The following is a 15,937-nucleotide window of genomic DNA, read 5'->3' as shown; positions in this document are numbered from 1 at the left end:
TTACTCCAGCAGGCCGAGGTTGGTCAGAACCGAAGGGTCGATTGTGTCAGCCGCCGAGCGGTCAACATCTGCGGCTTCGGTGGTCTTTTCGATCAGGGTCTGTGCTTTCACCTGACGGACCTGGGTTTCCAGCTCGTCCTTCACGTCTTCGAGCTTGGGCGCTTCTTTCTGGCGCTTGTCGTCCAGTTTGATCACGTGCCAGCCGAACTGGGTTTCAACGGGTTCAGACACAGCGCCGACTTCAAGCTCGGCAACGGCGGTTTCAAACGCGGGCACCATCATGCCGGGCCCGAACCAACCCAAAGTACCGCCCGCAGGACCGGATGGACCGGTGGATTTTTCTTTCGCCAGCTCGGCAAAATCCGCGCCTTCATCCAGCTCTTTCTTGACGGCTTGGGCTTCTTCTTCTGTTTCTACCAGAATATGCGACGCGCTGAATTCCTCGGTCGGTTCCGCATCGGCGTAGGCTTCGTCATAGGCGGCTTGCAGCTCTTCCTCGGTGACGTCCTGGGCCATTGCTCTCTCGATCACTTCGCCCGCGATCAGCTGGCGACGTTCGTTTTCAAGCGCCATCTCGATCCGCTTTGGCACTTCGCCGTCAAAGTCTTGCGACAAGGCGGTTTGCTGCACAAGCTGATCCAGAATGCCCTTGAACAGGACTTCGGGGGGAAGCTGTTGATATTGTTCGGGCAGGGTGGCGCGGGCAATGATCATGCTGCCAATCGTGATGTCGGTGCCATTGACCGTGGCAACCACGGTTTCAGCGGTGACGTCTGTCTGCGCATCCGTTTTTTCGGCAGTGTCGTCCTGCGCAACAGCGGGCAGGGCGAGCGAAGCTGCCACCACGAATGGTGCCAGAAAAGTGAGAGGTTTTTGCATGTATCTGTCCTTGGTTTGGCAGCCACAAGGGGCTGCTACATTGACACGGTTTAGTGCGGCCCTTACATCGCCCTATGGGCGCGGCCTTGGCGCACGTTCAGTCTTGTATCTAGGGGCTGTCCGGCGGCTCGGCAAGCAGATGGACGCCTTGGAACATAACTTCGGCAGGAGATTGCATGCTGGGCATCGGAACACTCGCCAAAAAAGTCTTTGGGACCCCAAACGACCGTAAAATCAAGGCGACCCGCCCGCTGGTTGAAAAGATCAACGCGCTGGAAGAAGAATTCTTGGCTTTGACCGACGACGGTCTGAAGCAAAAAACGGAAGAGCTGCGCAAGCGGGCGATTGACGGCGAAAGCCTTGATGATCTGCTGCCGGAAGCTTTTGCGAACTGCCGTGAAGGCGCACGCCGGACCTTGGGTCTGCGCGCTTTTGACACGCAGTTGATGTCGGCGATTTTCCTGCATCAGGGCAATATCTCCGAGCAGAAAACCGGTGAGGGTAAAACCCTGACCGCGACGCTGGCCGCTTACCTCAATGCGCTGACCGGCAAGGGTGTGCATGTGGTCACGGTGAACGAATACCTCGTGAAACGGGACGCCGACTGGATGGGCAAGGTCTTTGCCTCGCTGGGGCTGACCACGGGCGCTGCGGTGTCCGGCATGACCGAGGAAGACAAACGCGCCGCCTATGATTGCGACGTGACCTACGCCACGAACAACGAGCTGGGCTTTGATTATCTGCGCGATAACATGAAGTCTGAGCTGAGCCAGATTTTCCAGAAACAGCACAACTTTGCCATCGTGGATGAAGTCGACAGTATTCTGATCGACGAGGCGCGGACGCCGCTGATTATCTCTGGCCCGTCGCAAGACCGCTCCGAGATGTATAAAATCGTCGACGATGTGATCCCGCTGCTGCAGGAAAGCCACTACGAGCTGGACGAGAAAACCCGCAACGTGACCTTTACCGACGAAGGGAACGAGTTCCTCGAGCAAGAGCTGCACAGCCGCGGCCTGCTGGAAGAAGGGTTAACGATGTATGACCCCGAAAGCACCACCATCGTGCACCATGTGAACCAAGGTTTGCGGGCGCATAAGCTGTTCCAGCGCGACAAGGATTACATCGTGCGCGACGGCGAGGTGATGCTGATCGACGAATTCACCGGGCGTATGATGTCCGGCCGTCGGCTGTCCGACGGGTTGCATCAGGCGATCGAAGCGAAGGAAGGCTGCCAGATCCAGCCCGAGAACGTGACGCTGGCCTCGGTCACCTTCCAGAACTACTTCCGCCTATATGACAAGCTGGCGGGCATGACGGGTACTGCCGAAACCGAAGCCGAAGAATTCGCCGAGATTTACGGGCTGGGTGTTGTCGTTGTCCCGACCAACGTGCCGGTTGCACGTGTGGACGAAGACGATCAGGTCTATCGTTCGGCGCTGGAAAAATATCAGGCGATGATCGAAAAGGTCAAAGAAGCCAATGCGATAGGCCAGCCGGTTCTGGTGGGTACCACCTCTATCGAGAAATCCGAAATGCTGAGCCAGATGCTGACCGAAGCGGGCATCAAGCATAACGTTCTGAACGCGCGCCAGCACGAGCAGGAAGCGCAGATCGTGGCGGATGCGGGCAAGTTCGGCGCGGTGACCATCGCGACAAACATGGCCGGTCGCGGCACCGACATTCAGCTGGGCGGCAACGTCGAGCTGAAGGTGATTGAAGCGCTGGACGCTGATCCTGATGCCGATCCCGTTGCGATCCGTGAAAAGATCGAAGCGGAACACGCTGACGAGAAGAAAAAAGTGCTCGACGCAGGGGGCCTTTATGTTCTGGCGTCCGAGCGTCACGAAAGCCGCCGGATCGATAACCAGCTGCGCGGCCGTTCGGGCCGTCAGGGGGACCCCGGCCGGTCGTCCTTCTACCTGTCTCTCGAAGACGATCTGATGCGTATTTTCGGCTCTGAACGGCTTGAGAAAGTGTTGACGACGCTTGGCCTGAAAGAGGGCGAAGCGATTGTACACCCTTGGGTCAACAAGTCGTTGGAGCGCGCGCAGGCCAAGGTCGAAGGGCGCAACTTTGACATTCGCAAACAGCTGTTGAAGTTCGACGATGTGATGAACGACCAGCGGAAGGTCATCTTTGGCCAGCGCCGCGACATCATGGAAGCTGCCGACCTGCAAGAGATCACCGCCGACATGCGCGAGCAGGTGATCGACGATTTGATCGACCAGTTCATGCCGCCAAAAACATATGCAGATCAGTGGGATACACAAGGTTTCCAGGCCGCGGTTGCGGATCAGCTGAACCTGGATGTGCCCGTTGCAGCATGGTGTGAGGAAGAGGGCGTCGACGATGAGGTCATCCGCGAACGTCTTGTCGAAGCCAGCGAAAACATGATGGCCCAGAAGGCTGAACAATTCGGCCCCGAGAACATGCGCAACATCGAAAAGCAGGTGTTGTTGCAGGCGATTGACGGCAAGTGGCGTGATCACCTTCTGACGCTAGAACATCTGCGGTCGGTCGTCGGTTTCCGCGGCTATGCGCAGCGTGATCCGTTGAACGAATACAAGAACGAATCCTTCCAACTGTTTGAAAGCATGCTGGACAGCCTGCGGACCGAAGTGACCCAGAAGCTGGGTCAGATCCGTCCGATGACAGAGGAAGAGCAGCAGCAAATCCTGTCGCAAATGCAGGAACGTCAGGCCGCGGCGCAGGTTAACGCAGCGCAGGCGGCGGAAGAGAACAGCGAAGCGCCGGCTTCGACCGCCGCTGCCGCGTCCGGTTCGACCGCTGTGGCGGGGTTCGATGAGAATGATCCAAGCACGTGGGGCACCCCTGCGCGCAATGATGAATGCCCCTGTGGGTCGGGCAAAAAGTTCAAGCATTGCCACGGCAAGCTTGCGTAAATGATCTTCCCCAAGGCTGGTTGCTGGCCTTGGGGGTGCTCCGCACGGTGGGGTAAGATTTAGGTAGGATCGGTAGACCAAGCTGCGCTTTTCACCAAACGGAGAGCGACATGCCAATTACCGACAATTTCAACGACTATACCGCAGGATTGACCGGCCCTATTTGCGGGGCCTTTGATATTGTGCCCGACGATACCGCCGACCTGCCGCAGATCACCCGTGGCTTTATGGTCGGTGGGGCCGGTGATGTCGCGGTGACGCTGAAAAGCGGGGATGCAATCACTCTGCCCGGTTTGATGGCGGGGGTCGTCTACCCGTTTCGCATCTCAAAAGTGCGCGACAGCGGCACCACCGCAACGGGGATCAAAGGGTTGGTCTAGCGCCTTGTCACCGCGTTAACTGTTGTTGCGCCCCGTCAGTATCCGGTGGGGCGCAACAGGACGGGCAGAGTGCGCGCGATGATCTTGAGATCGCCCATAAAGCTTGGCTGGCGGGCATAGCGTTCATCAAGCGAAGCGCGTTCGGCAAACAGCAGGATGCCGCGCCCCGACACCTGCCAAAGCCCTGTGACCCCCGGGCGCACCCGTTGGTAAGCGTGGCGGGCATCACCGTAGCTGTGCAGCTCCGCCCGGGTGACGGGGCGCGGCCCGACCAAAGACATATCGCCGCGTAGTACGTTCCAGATCTGGGGCAGTTCATCCAGACCGGTGCGACGCAGGAAATGGCCGCCGGGGATCACGCGCGGATCTTTGGTCAGCTTTTGGTACAACGCCCATTCCAGCGCGCGATCAGGTCGCGCCAATAGAATCGCCGGCAGCGCGGCCTGTGCATCAGGGACCATCGTTCTGATTTTCCAACAGCGGAAAACCTTGCCGGCGCGCCCAATCCTCGGGTGGGCATAAAGGCCGCCCTGACCCGTGGATGCCACCAGACAGTATAAAACGATAATCACCGGCAGGATCAGCGGCAGCAACGCGAGGCTGACCGCAAGGTCGAACACCCGTTTCCCGCCACGTTCGTAAAGTGGTGCCCGACGTGCATGGACATCACTGCCCTGCCGTATCCCGATATCGATAAACGCCATCGTCACCTCTTACCCATAGCAACCAAACACCGGCGCATGTGCCGATGTGTCAGCTAAAGCAGAGGTATCCTAAGGTGTCGTTAAAATCGGGATGCCGTCAGATCAGAGGTAGTTAAATTCGACCTCGCCATTGTTGATCGTCGCGGCGGTGAGCTTGTCCGTCGCGTAGGCACCGGTGTCGATCGACACCACGCCGCCTTTGATCATCGGCGTGTCGACGATTGTGTGCCCATGTACGACCCAGATGCCGTCACGGCGGCGTTTGCGCCCGAAATCCTCATGCCCCCAAAGCAACGTCCGGCTTTCCTGATCCTTGATAGGGATCAGTGGGTTAGCGGCGGCGTGGACAAAGGCGACATTGCCCGACACCCAAGAGGTTGGAAGGTTGATCACCCAGTCGAGCAAGGCCTCGCCCATAGCGTCTTGCAGGGCGTCGCGGGCGCGTTCAAGATCGTCACCAGAGGAGGTTTGCGACACGCCCGAGACGCCAAAGCTCGACAAAGTCTGGAGCCCGCCGTACCGGAGCCAGCGCGGACCATTCTCTTTCGGATTGTCAATAAACTTTAGCATCATCTGTTCGTGGTTGCCCATCAGCGTGATGATATCGGGCTGTTCATGCAGCGCCCGCAGTACCTGCGCGCTTTGTTCGCCGCGGTCGACAAGGTCGCCGACGCAGATCACCTGTGTGCCGGCCGGAGGTTCGGGCAGTCTTTCAAGCAGATCAAAACGCCCGTGAATATCTCCGATCGCAATCACGGGTACATCCGGTGTGATCGGATCGAAATGAGGTTCGGGCTCGGGGTCAGGTTGACGGCGTTTAAACCAACGGTTCAGCATAGGTCTTGGCGTATCCTCTGTGTTGCAAAACTGGCGCAACGAAATGGTAAATCCGTTGATTGGACGGCACACAAAGTGTAGTCCTTCCTAAACTTCTCTACGGTCCCGGTATTCGCAACAATTAATTAATAGGTAGGTTAGCAGATGCAAGGGCGCTCGAGGAAACTAGCTTGTTCGATGCTAGCCGGGGCGTTTTGCGTCACTAGTCTTGCCGAAGGTTCAGCGCAATCTTTATCGACCTACGGCACACCCGGGTTGGTTGAAATGCCGACGGCCCGCGTGTTGAAGGACGGCGATCTGGCCTTCACGGCAAGCACGTTTGGCCCCAACTACCGGTATTCAGCAACGTTCCAGGTCTTGCCGCGTCTTTATGGGACATTCCGGTATTCGCAGATTAAGAATATCAGTACCAATGCGTTCTTGGACGGCGATACTTTCGATCGCAGCTTTGATGTGCATTACCAGATTTGGGATGAAACCGACGTACGCCCTGCTTTCGCCGTGGGGATGCGTGACTTTCTGGGCACCGGTATCCTGAGCAGTGAATATTTTGTGGCCACCAAAAGCTTCGGGTCGAAGCTGGAGGTCACCGGCGGTCTGGGCTGGGGGCGGCTTGCGGGGCGGAACTCATTCTCGAATCCGTTCAGTATTTTGTCTGACCGGTTTGACACACGGACGCGCGACGCCAACACGGGCGGCCAGCTAGAAACAGGGAACTGGTTCCGCGGGCCGACGTCGGTCTTCGCGGGCGTGCAGTGGAATGTGTCGGACCAGATGACGCTATTCGCCGAATACTCCCCCGATGAATATACGCGGGAATCGGTGAACACGGGCATCGACGTGTCTTCGCCCCTCAACGTGGGGTTGGAGTATCGTTTCAACAACGGTGTGCACCTCAAGGGGTTTGTCGTCGGGGGGCATGAGGTCGGCGCGCAGCTGAGCTATGTCATCAACCCCAAGAAACCGTCCGTACCCGGCGGGTTGGAGCAGGCACCGCGCACCATCGGCGCGCGCAACCGGCTGGCGATTGCGGAGTGGAACAACTCTGCTGCCGGGGGCGGGCGTGATGCGGTCGAGACCGTTTTGCAGCGTGTGCTGGCGGAAGACGGGCTGGAACTGCAAGGCTTCACCATGTCGGGCAACCGCGCGACCGTGCGCGTGGAAAACACCCGTTTCGACAATGAGGCCCAAGCGGCAGGGCGCACGGCGCGGGCCATGGCGGTGACGCTACCCCCCGCGATCGAAGAGTTCACGGTCGTGTTTCTGGAGCGCGGTGTGCCGCTGAACCAGATCGTGACGCAAAGATCCGATCTGGAAGAGCTGCAGTTTGATTACGATGGTGCCTGGCGCAGTCTGGCACGGGCGCGTCTGGAAGACGGGCACGATCAGGGCCGCGAAGGCGAGTTGGCGGATGTCTATCCGGTCTTTGACACGTCGATCGGGCCATATCTCGCCACATCCTTTTTCGACCCTAACAGCCCGATTAGGGCCGATTTCGGCGTCCAGCTAAAGATGGATTACCGGCCACGTCCGGGGCTGACCTTTGGGGGTCGTTTCCGCTATCCGCTGGTGGGCAATATCGACAAATCGTTCCGCGTGTCGAATTCCGTGATCGAGCCGGTCCGCTCTAATGCTATACGCTATGCAAAGGAATCTGAGCTTGAGGTGAACAGCCTCACGGCGGAGTATTTGTTCCGCCCGGGGAAAAACCTGTTCGGTCGTGTTTCTGCAGGGTATCTGGAAGGGATGTTTGGCGGCGTGTCGACCGAGGTGCTTTGGTATCCGATGGATAGCCGGCTCGCACTTGGTGCAGAGCTGAACTATGTCAAACAACGTGATTTCGACATGCTGTTCGGGTTTCAGGACTATGACGTCGTGACCGGCCATGCCTCTGCCTATTATGATCTGGGCAATGGGTTCTTCGGGCAGCTGGACGTTGGTCGCTACCTCGCGGGTGACTATGGCGCGACGTTCTCTTTGGATCGTGAATTCAACAACGGGTTCAAGGTTGGCGGGTATTTCACGCTCACGGATGTGTCCTTTGATGATTTTGGGGAAGGGTCTTTCGACAAGGGCCTGCGGTTCGAAGTGCCACTTTCGTGGCTGACCGGACGGCCGTCGCGGACGAAAGTCCAGCAAACAATCAAGCCGATTACACGTGACGGTGGGGCGCGTCTTGCTGTCGCCAACCGTTTGCACGGGGTCGTGCGCGACTATCGCGGCAAAGAGCTTCGGGACAGCTGGGGGAGATACCTGCGATGATCTTACGTGCGTTGACCCTTGGTCTGTGTCTGGCGGGCCTCACAGCCTGTAGCGCCAGTCAGAACCTTCTGGCGCGTGGTGTTGCCGTTGCTGTGGACGACGATTCAGTCGTGCCCAAAACCGCGCAAGGGTTTCCCCCGCGTTTTGCCGCGCTGGTGCAGGATACCACGACCCCCGCCTTGCTGCTGACCGTCGAGAACCGTGCGCAAACCGGCCGCATGCTGCGCGAGGCGCGTGTGAACGGTGTCGATACCTGGCTGAGTTCGGATTTAACGGCGCTGATGCTGGAAGACGGGATGCTGCAAGGGACACGCGGCCTTGGGTCTGAACTCTTCGCCGCTGATGTGTCGGAGCCCAAGGCGCTGATCCTGTCCGGACGGCGCGGTTATTCAGACCGGTTGCACAGCAATCTGACGGGACTGGATGAGATTTCTACCCGCGCGTATCGCTGTCTGGTGGAGCCGCAGGGCAGCGCGACGCTCGCGCTTGAGATCGGCACCGTGCCGACGCGGGTTGTAACCGAGGATTGTAAAAGTCTGGACCAGTCGTTTCGGAATACGTATTGGGTCAGTGTAAAGAGCGGTGCCATTGTACAGGCGCGGCAATGGGCGGGCGATGAGGTCGGGTATTTGATGACCAAGGCCGCCGCCCGTTAAGGTTAACAGGGGCCGAACCTGTCTGGGGGCGAGGTGTCACATGATGAATGGGAGTATTAAAGTGCGATACCTATTGGTAGCTGTTTTGGGCCTGACCCTTGCAAGCTGTGGTACGGTTTACCGAACACCTGAAGTTGTAGAGGGCGTCGCTGGCGGCACCAATGTACGGGTGATGAACCTCACTGCTGAATCCGTCATTCAGGCGAATAGGTCCGCCTATGCGCCACGGAGCCTGCCCGATGTGTTTTCCCGCACCGCAGGCTCTGGCTCGGGGCTGCGTGGAACCGGGGCGCTGCCATCGCCCACGCTCGACGTTCAGACCCGCCCTAACGCGCTTGAGCTGCGCCTGCCGCCCCCGGTTGATCCCGGTCCCTACGAGATCGGTATCGGTGATGTGGTGCTGCTGGCCACGCCGCGTGCCGCCGGATCGGTTGAACAGTTGACCGGGCTGCTGGCCGCACAAAACGCGCGCCAAGGCTATACGGTGCAGGATGACGGATCGATCAACATTCCCGATGTGGGCCGTGTACGTATTGCCGGTTTGACCATTGAAGACGCCGAAGCGGCCTTGTTCCAGCGTCTGGTCGAGAACCAGATTGACCCGACTTTCAGCCTCGAGATTTCCGAGTTCAACTCGCGCCGTGTGTCCATCGGGGGCGCCGTGTCGCAGCCGACCGTTGTGCCGGTAACGCTGACGCCGCTCTATCTGGAAGAAGCCTTGGCTGCGGCTGGCGGGATCACGGTCGAGGATCAGGACTATGCCTCGATCCGTTTGTACCGTGATGGTACGCTGTATCAGATCCCGCTGTCGCAGCTTTATTCCCGCGCGAGCCTGACCAAGACCCGTCTGCTGCCCGGCGATGCGATCTTTGTTGATACGGAATATGAACTGGCGCGTGCGCAGGAATATTTCGCGCAGCAGATTACTTTGGTTCAGGCGCGTCAGGCGGCCCGTGCCTCGGCATTGCAAGAGCTACAGCTTGAGGTGTCCCTACGTCGTGCGAGCTTGGAAGAGGCCCGTAGCAATTATCAGGCACGCCGTGACCTTGGTGCCGATGATCGCGACTATGTCTATCTGGCGGGGGAAGTCGGGACGCAGTCGCGCTTTGCCTTGCCGTACGAGCGTAAGGCAAGTCTGGCAGATGCCTTGTATGATGCGGGTGGTGTAGCGTCGTCGACCGGCGATGTGTCCCAGGTCTATGTGTTGCGCGCATCCTCTGACCCGCGCGAACTGGGGGCCATTACCGCGTGGCATCTGGATGCCCGCAACGCCGCGAATTTCGCGCTGGCCCCGCGGTTCGAGCTGCGCCCTGATGACATCATCTTTATCGCGCAGCAGCCCGTTACTAAATGGAGCCGCGCTGTTTCGCAGATCCTGCCGCAGATCCTGAGTGTGGGGAACGCGGTCAGCAATTGATCTGACCGCCATTGATGACCAAAGGCCGGGCAGAAATGTCCGGCCTTTTCCGTTTCAAAGGGTCTGTCTAACGGCCAGAGGTTTCGCAAATTGAACCCATCGGTGCCCTATTTCAGCCACATCGCCTTATTACCCCTGAACGGGTCAATTATTCAGGCGGTGTAATATGTATCTTTCTGTTGTGATCCCTTGCATGAACGAAGAAGCCTCGATCCCGGGGCTGGTATCGCGGCTGACGCAGGCGATCGCGCCGTGGAAAGATCGGGCCGAGATTATTCTGGTGGATGATGGATCCACCGATGCCACGTGGAAAGCGATCGAGGCCGCGCAAGCCGGCTGTGCGCAACTGGTGGGTATCAAGCTTTCGGCCAATCGCGGGCATCAAATCGCGCTGACCGCCGGGCTTGAGGCGGCACAGGGCGAACGCATTTTTATGCTGGATGCCGATTTGCAAGATCCGCCGGAATTGCTGGTCGATATGATGTTCATGATGGATCGCGGGTTTGACGTGGTTTACGGCCGTCGTAGCGAGCGCCAAGGCGAGACCATGTTCAAGAAGGCCACGGCGCATCTGTTCTACCGCTTCCTCAATGCCATGTCCGATGTCCCGATCCCGCAGGACACGGGCGATTTCCGTTTGGTCAACCGCCGCTCGCTGGATGCGGTGCTGGCGATGCCGGAAAAGGCCCGTTTTATTCGGGGGATGTTCGCTTGGGCAGGCTTTAAACAGGTGGGTATTGAATATGTCCGCGCACCACGCGCCTTGGGCGAAACCAAATACCCCTTCCGCGCCATGATGCGCTTTGCCATCGACGCGATGACCGCCTTTTCGACGAAGCCGTTGAAACTTGCGACGCGTCTGTCTTTTGTCAGCTTGTTCATGGCTGCGTTGATGGCCGTTTATGTGATCTATTCGCTGGTCGTGTATCAGACGGCACCGGGTTGGGCGTCGGTGGTGCTCGCGGTTAGCTTCTTCTCGGGGGCGCAGCTTTTGACGCTGGGTATTCTGGGGGAGTATATCGGTCGCCTTTACGTCGAGGCCAAGGATCGCCCGCTCTATTTTGTCAGCGATGATACGCGCGATATGGTCCCCGATGTGAAACGGTTGCGTGCCTGATGCGTGTTTTTGACTATAAGTGCGCCCGCTTTGGGGTTGTCGGCATTATGACGGCATTATCCTACGTGGCGATGTATCCGGCGTTTCTGGCGGCGGGGGTGCCACAACCGGCAGCTAATGCGCTGGCGTTTTTTCTGGCGATCGTGCTGCAGTACATTGGTCATGCCTTGTTCACCTTTGAACGGCGGCTGATCAATCGCAGCCAGATCACAAAATTCGCCATCATGGTTGGCTGCGGTTTTGGCATGTCGATGCTTGTCACGGGCCCTCTGGCAGAGGCCTTGGGGATGCCGGCCTGGGCGGCGGCGCTGGCCGTTGCGCTGTATCTACCGGTGCAGAACTATATTTTGATGACCCTATGGGTGTTCGCCTTGCCGCACCCCAAGACGGAGTACATGTCATGAGCCATATCTACAGTGATACATTTTTCGACTACATCAACCAAAGTGCGCGTGCCTCGGCAAAACCGTTTGTGTCATTGCTGTTTCCTTTGCTGAAGCCCACGACGGTGATCGATCTGGGCAGTGGGCGCGGTGTTTGGATGGATGAATGGCGCAAAGGTGGCGCGGAGGACGTGCTGGCCGTAGACGGGGACTATGTAGACCGGGCGCAATTGGCAGTCGCGCCAGAGCAGTTCATGGCCGCCGATCTGACACAGCCGGTAAAGACGGGCCGCCGCTTTGATCTGGCGCAGAGCCTTGAGGTCGGAGAGCATCTGCCCACCGAAGCCTCGGAGGTTCTGGTCGATAGTCTCACGCGGGCATCTGATCGTGTGTTGTTTTCCGCTGCGGTCACCGGACAGGGGGGCGAGTTTCACGTGAATGAACAGCCATTGTCCTTCTGGCAGGATATTTTCGCGGCCAAAGGCTATGTCGCCTATGATTGCGTGCGCCCTGCATTGAAAGACAACAAGGATATCGCGCCCTGGTATCGTTACAACGCGATCCTTTATGTGAATGAGGCCGGGCGCGCGGGTTTGCCGAAAGAGATCCTCGCGACCCAAGTGCCTGCGGGGCAAAAGCTCCGCAACGCGGGTAGCCTTGGCTGGCGGTTGCGTTTGGCTGTGGTCAAGACCCTGCCGCGCGGCGTTGTCACAGCCATTGCGCAAGCGCGGGCGATGGTACTTGCCCTGCGGGCGCGCCGTGCCAAGACCCTGGGTCGCGCGGCTGTATGACGGCGGCGGTCGGGCGGCAGTTGGCGATGCGGGCCGAATCTGAACGGCTGCAGCTGGCACCGGTCTTCCTGATCACACTGGTGGCGGCGTTTTTGCTGACGGGGCAAAATCTGCTGGATCCGATGATCCGCCATGATGACTATCCCGCCCTTTTCGCGGATGCGCCCGCCTTTTGGAACAAGACCCTGCACGAGGGGCGGTGGCTGAACTACATCTGGCACCTGCGCGAGGTGGTAACGCCTGCCTGGCTGAACTTTGCCCTGTATCAGAGCCTATGGGCGGCGTTTGTCGCTGCGTTTGCCGTTGCGGCGATGGGGCCCGGTGCGCAGCGCTGGTTTACTGTTGTGCTGGCCCTGCTGCTGGTGGTCTGCCCGTCCGAGATGCTGATCTCGCTCTGGTTCAATACGCTCATCCCCGGGTTGGCTGTTGTGGCGCTGTTTGCGGTGCTGGCCTGTTACCTGTCCAGCCCGCAGTTGCGCTGGCTATTGCCGATTTTCGTGATCGCCAGCTTTATGGCCTATACGACCTATCCGCTGCTGCTGCTGGCGATTTGCATTGCGCGCACGCGGGAGCGGTCAATCCGCGATCTGGCGGGGCTGATGGCGCTGTTTTGCGCAAGCTTCGTTGTCGCGGTGCTAACGGTCTATACGTTGAACTGGCAGGTTCACGGTGTGTTTGGCGTGCCTGTGGCCGATTGGCGTGAACCGACCGCGGGGGACGGGATTGGCGGGATAATCGCCAACCTGCCGAAGCTGGGGGAAACATTTACGCTGTTCCTCAACCGGACCGGCATCGGGTATCCGCCGCTGATCGGGCTTATTCCTTTCGTCTATATCCTTGCCCTGAATGTGCTGCGCAAGCGCGCGCCGCTTGAGGCTTTGTACCTTGCGGCTGGTATGGCGATCGGGCTTGCGCTGACAGTGGTTCAGGCGCTGAAACTGGGGGTGATCGTTCCGCCGCGCGCGTTTATCTTCTTTTGGGTTTTCTTTGCGCTGACCGCGGTGCGTGCGGTTCAGATATTGAGCGAGGATGAGGGTCTATACGGCCGTTTAGGGCGCAATCTATTGCTGTTGATCATCGGTGTGTGGTTCATCCAGCTGTTTCTGGCCTATGGGCAGTCCAATGATTGGCGTAGTGATACCAAACTCTGGGCGCAGGAGGTGCGGGCGACGGAGGGGCCGGTCTATGTCTATGGCGACTCGTCGAAAATTGCCGCTGGGCTAAAGGCCGGCATACAATCTTACAAAGCGCTGCCGTTCCGGCTGAAACAGTTGACCGGAAAGACGGCGGTCGCCTGTGACGAGGTGCCTGATACCTGCCCGTCCCGACCAGATATGACTGCCAGTGATGCCGAGGTGCACTTGCTGCGCGAAGGGAATGCGCTGTTCATGCTGTTTACGCCAGAACCAGAGGACGAGACTGAGGATTAAGCGGTAAAGATGCTGTCCATGTGTTCGGCCAGATAGATGCGCAGCCAGGGGGTAAAACGCTCTGGCATGGTTTGGGTCTGGCGGGTGAGGTCGGAGAGGTCGACCCAGGCGGTGTCCATCACTTCGGCGGGGTTCGGGGTCACATCGGTGAGCGCGACGGCTTCGGCGACGTAAATCTCTACCAGCTCGTGTTCGGTCAGGCCGCCCCCCACATCGGCGCGGTATTCGACCTGCTCGCGATGGTCGAGCCTTAGGCCGCTGATCCCTAGCTCTTCGTCCAGTCGCCGTTTGGCGCAGGTGAGCGCGGGTTCCTCCCAGAACGGATGGGTACAGCAGGCGTTCGCCCAAAGACCGGGGGTGTGATATTTGCCAAGCGCCCGTCGCTGGATCAGGGTTTCGCGTCCGCGCATGACGAAAACCGAGATAGCCTTATGGCGCAGACCGCGCTGGTGGACCTCAAGCTTTTCGACGGGGGTAAGCTTGCCGTTGACCCAGGCGGGGATCATCGTGGTCATGTGGCTGCCCCATTCGGGTGGCGTTGTGGCGATGTCATATCCGGCTGCCCCGCTCCTTGCGGCCCGCTGGCCCTCTGCGCTAGGCGGTCTTGTAGCGGGTCGGTTTTGGATTGTCAGCCGCTGGTTGCGAAATGACGGATAAGGGCAGTTTCGCGATACCGCGCGCGGTGGTGCAGGCTCGCGTTAACCTGTCTGCGGCAGGGTGAGCCCTGATCACCATCTACCGAACAGGAGCCACCATATGACCGATACATCCCCCGTTCTCGCCCTTCCGTATATTCAACCGTCGCAAGCGCAAAAGCATGTGACCCATAACGAGGCGCTGCGGCTTTTGGATGCGATTGTGCAACTGTCGGTCCTGTCTTTCACCGAAACTACGCCGCCCGCGACCGCAGGCGAGGGGGATCGGTATCTAGTGGCCTCAAACGCTGTGGGGGATTGGGCGGGGCATGACCAAGAAGTGGCAGTGTTCGTGGATGGGGCGTGGCAGTTTATCGCGCCGATGCCGGGCTGGGTGGCATCTGTGGCCCCCGGCCAAACCCAAGTGGTTTACGACGGCGCGCGCTGGGCGGTGCCGGGGTTGCAAGATGTGCCTCGGCTTGGTGTCGGGGCGGCGCCGGATGCGTATAACCGGTTGGTTGTGGCGTCGGATGCGGTGCTGTTCAACAATGCCGGGGCGGGGCATCAGGTGAAGATCAACAAGGCAGCCGAAGGGGACACGGCCAGTCTGCTGTTCCAGACCGCCTTCGGGGGGCGGGCCGAGATGGGGACCTCGGGGAGCGATGATTTCGCCATCAAGGTCAGCGCAGACGGCGCGAATTGGGCGGAAGCTTTGCGCATTGAAGCGGCGAGCGGGCGTGTGACCGCCCCAGTCTCGGGTTGGCGAGAGCGGCTGACTGCCCCCCGCATTTACTATGTGGACCCATTTCAGGGTGGCGACGGGCAAAGTGGGCGGGGCACGGGGGCGGCTGCCTTTGCGTCGCTAGGCCGTGCGATGGAGGAAGTCGCCCGTTTGGACAGCGCAGGCCACGCCGTCACGGTTCAGTTGGCGGATGGCAGCTATGATCTGGGCGCTTCGCCAGTCGCGGTAAGCGCGGCATTGGGGGGAGGTCTGGTTGAGCTTGTCGGGAATACCGGCGACCCCGACGCGGTCACGATGACGGCGACAGGATCGGTGATCGAGCTGGTTTCGGGGCGTCTGAGATTGCGAGGTATTAGGATAGAGACCACCGGTGCCGACCCGGCGATCCGGGTGTTGCCGGAAGCGGTGTTAGAGGTTGATGAGGTCATCTTTGGCACGGCGGGGGGACATCTGGATATCGTCGGCGGGCGCGTCGAGGGTGCGGGTTCGTATGTTATCGACGGCGATGCCGCGTATCATCTGCGTCTGTCGCAGGGGGCTGTGCTGGCGCGGGGGATGCAGACGGTGACGCTGACGAATACGCCCGACTTTGCCACTGCGTTTGTGAGTTGCGAGATGGCCGGGCAGGCGGATTTCAGCGGGCATGGTTTCACCGGCACAGCCACGGGCAAACGTTTTGACGTGAGCAGCAACGCTGTGGTGCAAAGTGGCGGGACCGTGCTGCCGGGTGATATTGCGGGCACGACGCAAAGCGGTGGTCTATACCTTTGATCTGCGAAACCCTGACAATTGTATGAA

At 59.3% G+C, this 15,937-nt stretch carries 14 protein-coding genes; 10 read left to right on the top strand and 4 right to left on the bottom strand.

Features of this window, described 5'->3' with window-relative positions:
• On the bottom strand, positions 1-879 hold the full coding sequence (locus IV89_RS01545; RefSeq protein ID WP_037942362.1) for a peptidylprolyl isomerase: 879 nt from the start codon (positions 877-879) through the stop codon (positions 1-3).
• A gap of 176 nt (positions 880-1,055) precedes the next feature.
• On the opposite strand from IV89_RS01545, the gene secA reads away from it, so the two are divergent.
• Positions 1,056-3,785: a preprotein translocase subunit SecA gene (gene secA, locus IV89_RS01540; RefSeq protein ID WP_037942361.1), complete on the top strand. Its 2,730-nt coding sequence runs from the start codon at positions 1,056-1,058 to the stop codon at positions 3,783-3,785.
• A 110-nt stretch (positions 3,786-3,895) separates the two neighbouring features.
• On the top strand, positions 3,896-4,165 hold the full coding sequence (locus IV89_RS01535; protein ID WP_005850873.1) for a hypothetical protein: 270 nt from the start codon (positions 3,896-3,898) through the stop codon (positions 4,163-4,165).
• A gap of 35 nt (positions 4,166-4,200) precedes the next feature.
• Here the strand turns inward: IV89_RS01535 and IV89_RS01530 are convergent, their stop codons facing one another.
• Both IV89_RS01530 and IV89_RS01525 read right to left on the bottom strand, forming a co-directional pair.
• Positions 4,201-4,869: a sugar transferase gene (locus IV89_RS01530; protein ID WP_037942358.1), complete on the bottom strand. Its 669-nt coding sequence runs from the start codon at positions 4,867-4,869 to the stop codon at positions 4,201-4,203.
• Between the two features lie 102 nt (positions 4,870-4,971).
• Entirely contained in the window at positions 4,972-5,706 is a 735-nt protein-coding gene (locus tag IV89_RS01525) for a metallophosphoesterase (RefSeq protein WP_037942357.1), read from the bottom strand.
• 144 nt (positions 5,707-5,850) lie between these two features.
• Between IV89_RS01525 and IV89_RS01520 the strand changes: the two genes are divergently transcribed.
• From IV89_RS01520 to IV89_RS01490, 7 genes are all read left to right on the top strand, one after another.
• Positions 5,851-7,968 (top strand): YjbH domain-containing protein, encoded by a 2,118-nt coding sequence (locus IV89_RS01520; protein ID WP_081858754.1) that lies wholly within the window; start codon positions 5,851-5,853, stop codon positions 7,966-7,968.
• A complete protein-coding gene (locus IV89_RS01515; RefSeq protein ID WP_037942354.1) occupies positions 7,965-8,624 on the top strand; it encodes a YjbF family lipoprotein in 660 nt (219 codons plus the stop codon). Before IV89_RS01520 ends, IV89_RS01515 begins: the two co-directional genes overlap by 4 nt.
• A gap of 172 nt (positions 8,625-8,796) precedes the next feature.
• Positions 8,797-10,041 carry a polysaccharide biosynthesis/export family protein gene (locus IV89_RS01510; RefSeq protein ID WP_037942352.1) on the top strand — a complete coding sequence of 415 codons (1,245 nt, stop codon included), beginning with the start codon at positions 8,797-8,799 and terminating at the stop codon, positions 10,039-10,041.
• Positions 10,042-10,207: 166 nt separating this feature from the next.
• Entirely contained in the window at positions 10,208-11,158 is a 951-nt protein-coding gene (locus IV89_RS01505; protein ID WP_037942349.1) for a glycosyltransferase family 2 protein, read from the top strand.
• On the top strand, positions 11,158-11,562 hold the full coding sequence (locus tag IV89_RS01500; RefSeq protein WP_037942347.1) for a GtrA family protein: 405 nt from the start codon (positions 11,158-11,160) through the stop codon (positions 11,560-11,562). Before IV89_RS01505 ends, IV89_RS01500 begins: the two co-directional genes overlap by 1 nt.
• Positions 11,559-12,332, top strand: a complete 774-nt coding sequence (locus IV89_RS01495) for a methyltransferase domain-containing protein (RefSeq protein WP_037942343.1) — start codon at positions 11,559-11,561, stop codon at positions 12,330-12,332. Before IV89_RS01500 ends, IV89_RS01495 begins: the two co-directional genes overlap by 4 nt.
• A 26-nt stretch (positions 12,333-12,358) precedes the next feature.
• Positions 12,359-13,762, top strand: a complete 1,404-nt coding sequence (locus tag IV89_RS01490) for a hypothetical protein (protein ID WP_235183719.1) — start codon at positions 12,359-12,361, stop codon at positions 13,760-13,762.
• Here IV89_RS01490 and idi read toward each other — a convergent pair.
• Positions 13,759-14,277 (bottom strand): isopentenyl-diphosphate delta-isomerase, encoded by a 519-nt coding sequence (gene idi / locus IV89_RS01485; RefSeq protein WP_037942340.1) that lies wholly within the window; start codon positions 14,275-14,277, stop codon positions 13,759-13,761. The genes IV89_RS01490 and idi overlap by 4 nt on opposite strands.
• Before the next feature lie 241 nt (positions 14,278-14,518).
• On the opposite strand from idi, the gene IV89_RS01480 reads away from it, so the two are divergent.
• Positions 14,519-15,910, top strand: coding sequence for a DUF2793 domain-containing protein (locus IV89_RS01480; protein WP_037942339.1), 1,392 nt, complete (start codon positions 14,519-14,521; stop codon positions 15,908-15,910).
• The last annotated feature ends 27 nt before the right edge of the window (positions 15,911-15,937 follow it).

The sequence above is a fragment of the Sulfitobacter sp. CB2047 genome, assembly GCF_000735125.2.
Classification (GTDB): domain Bacteria; phylum Pseudomonadota; class Alphaproteobacteria; order Rhodobacterales; family Rhodobacteraceae; genus Sulfitobacter; species Sulfitobacter pontiacus.
Note: the sequence above shows the minus strand (reverse complement) of the source record. Positions and strands in the feature narration are given on the sequence as shown.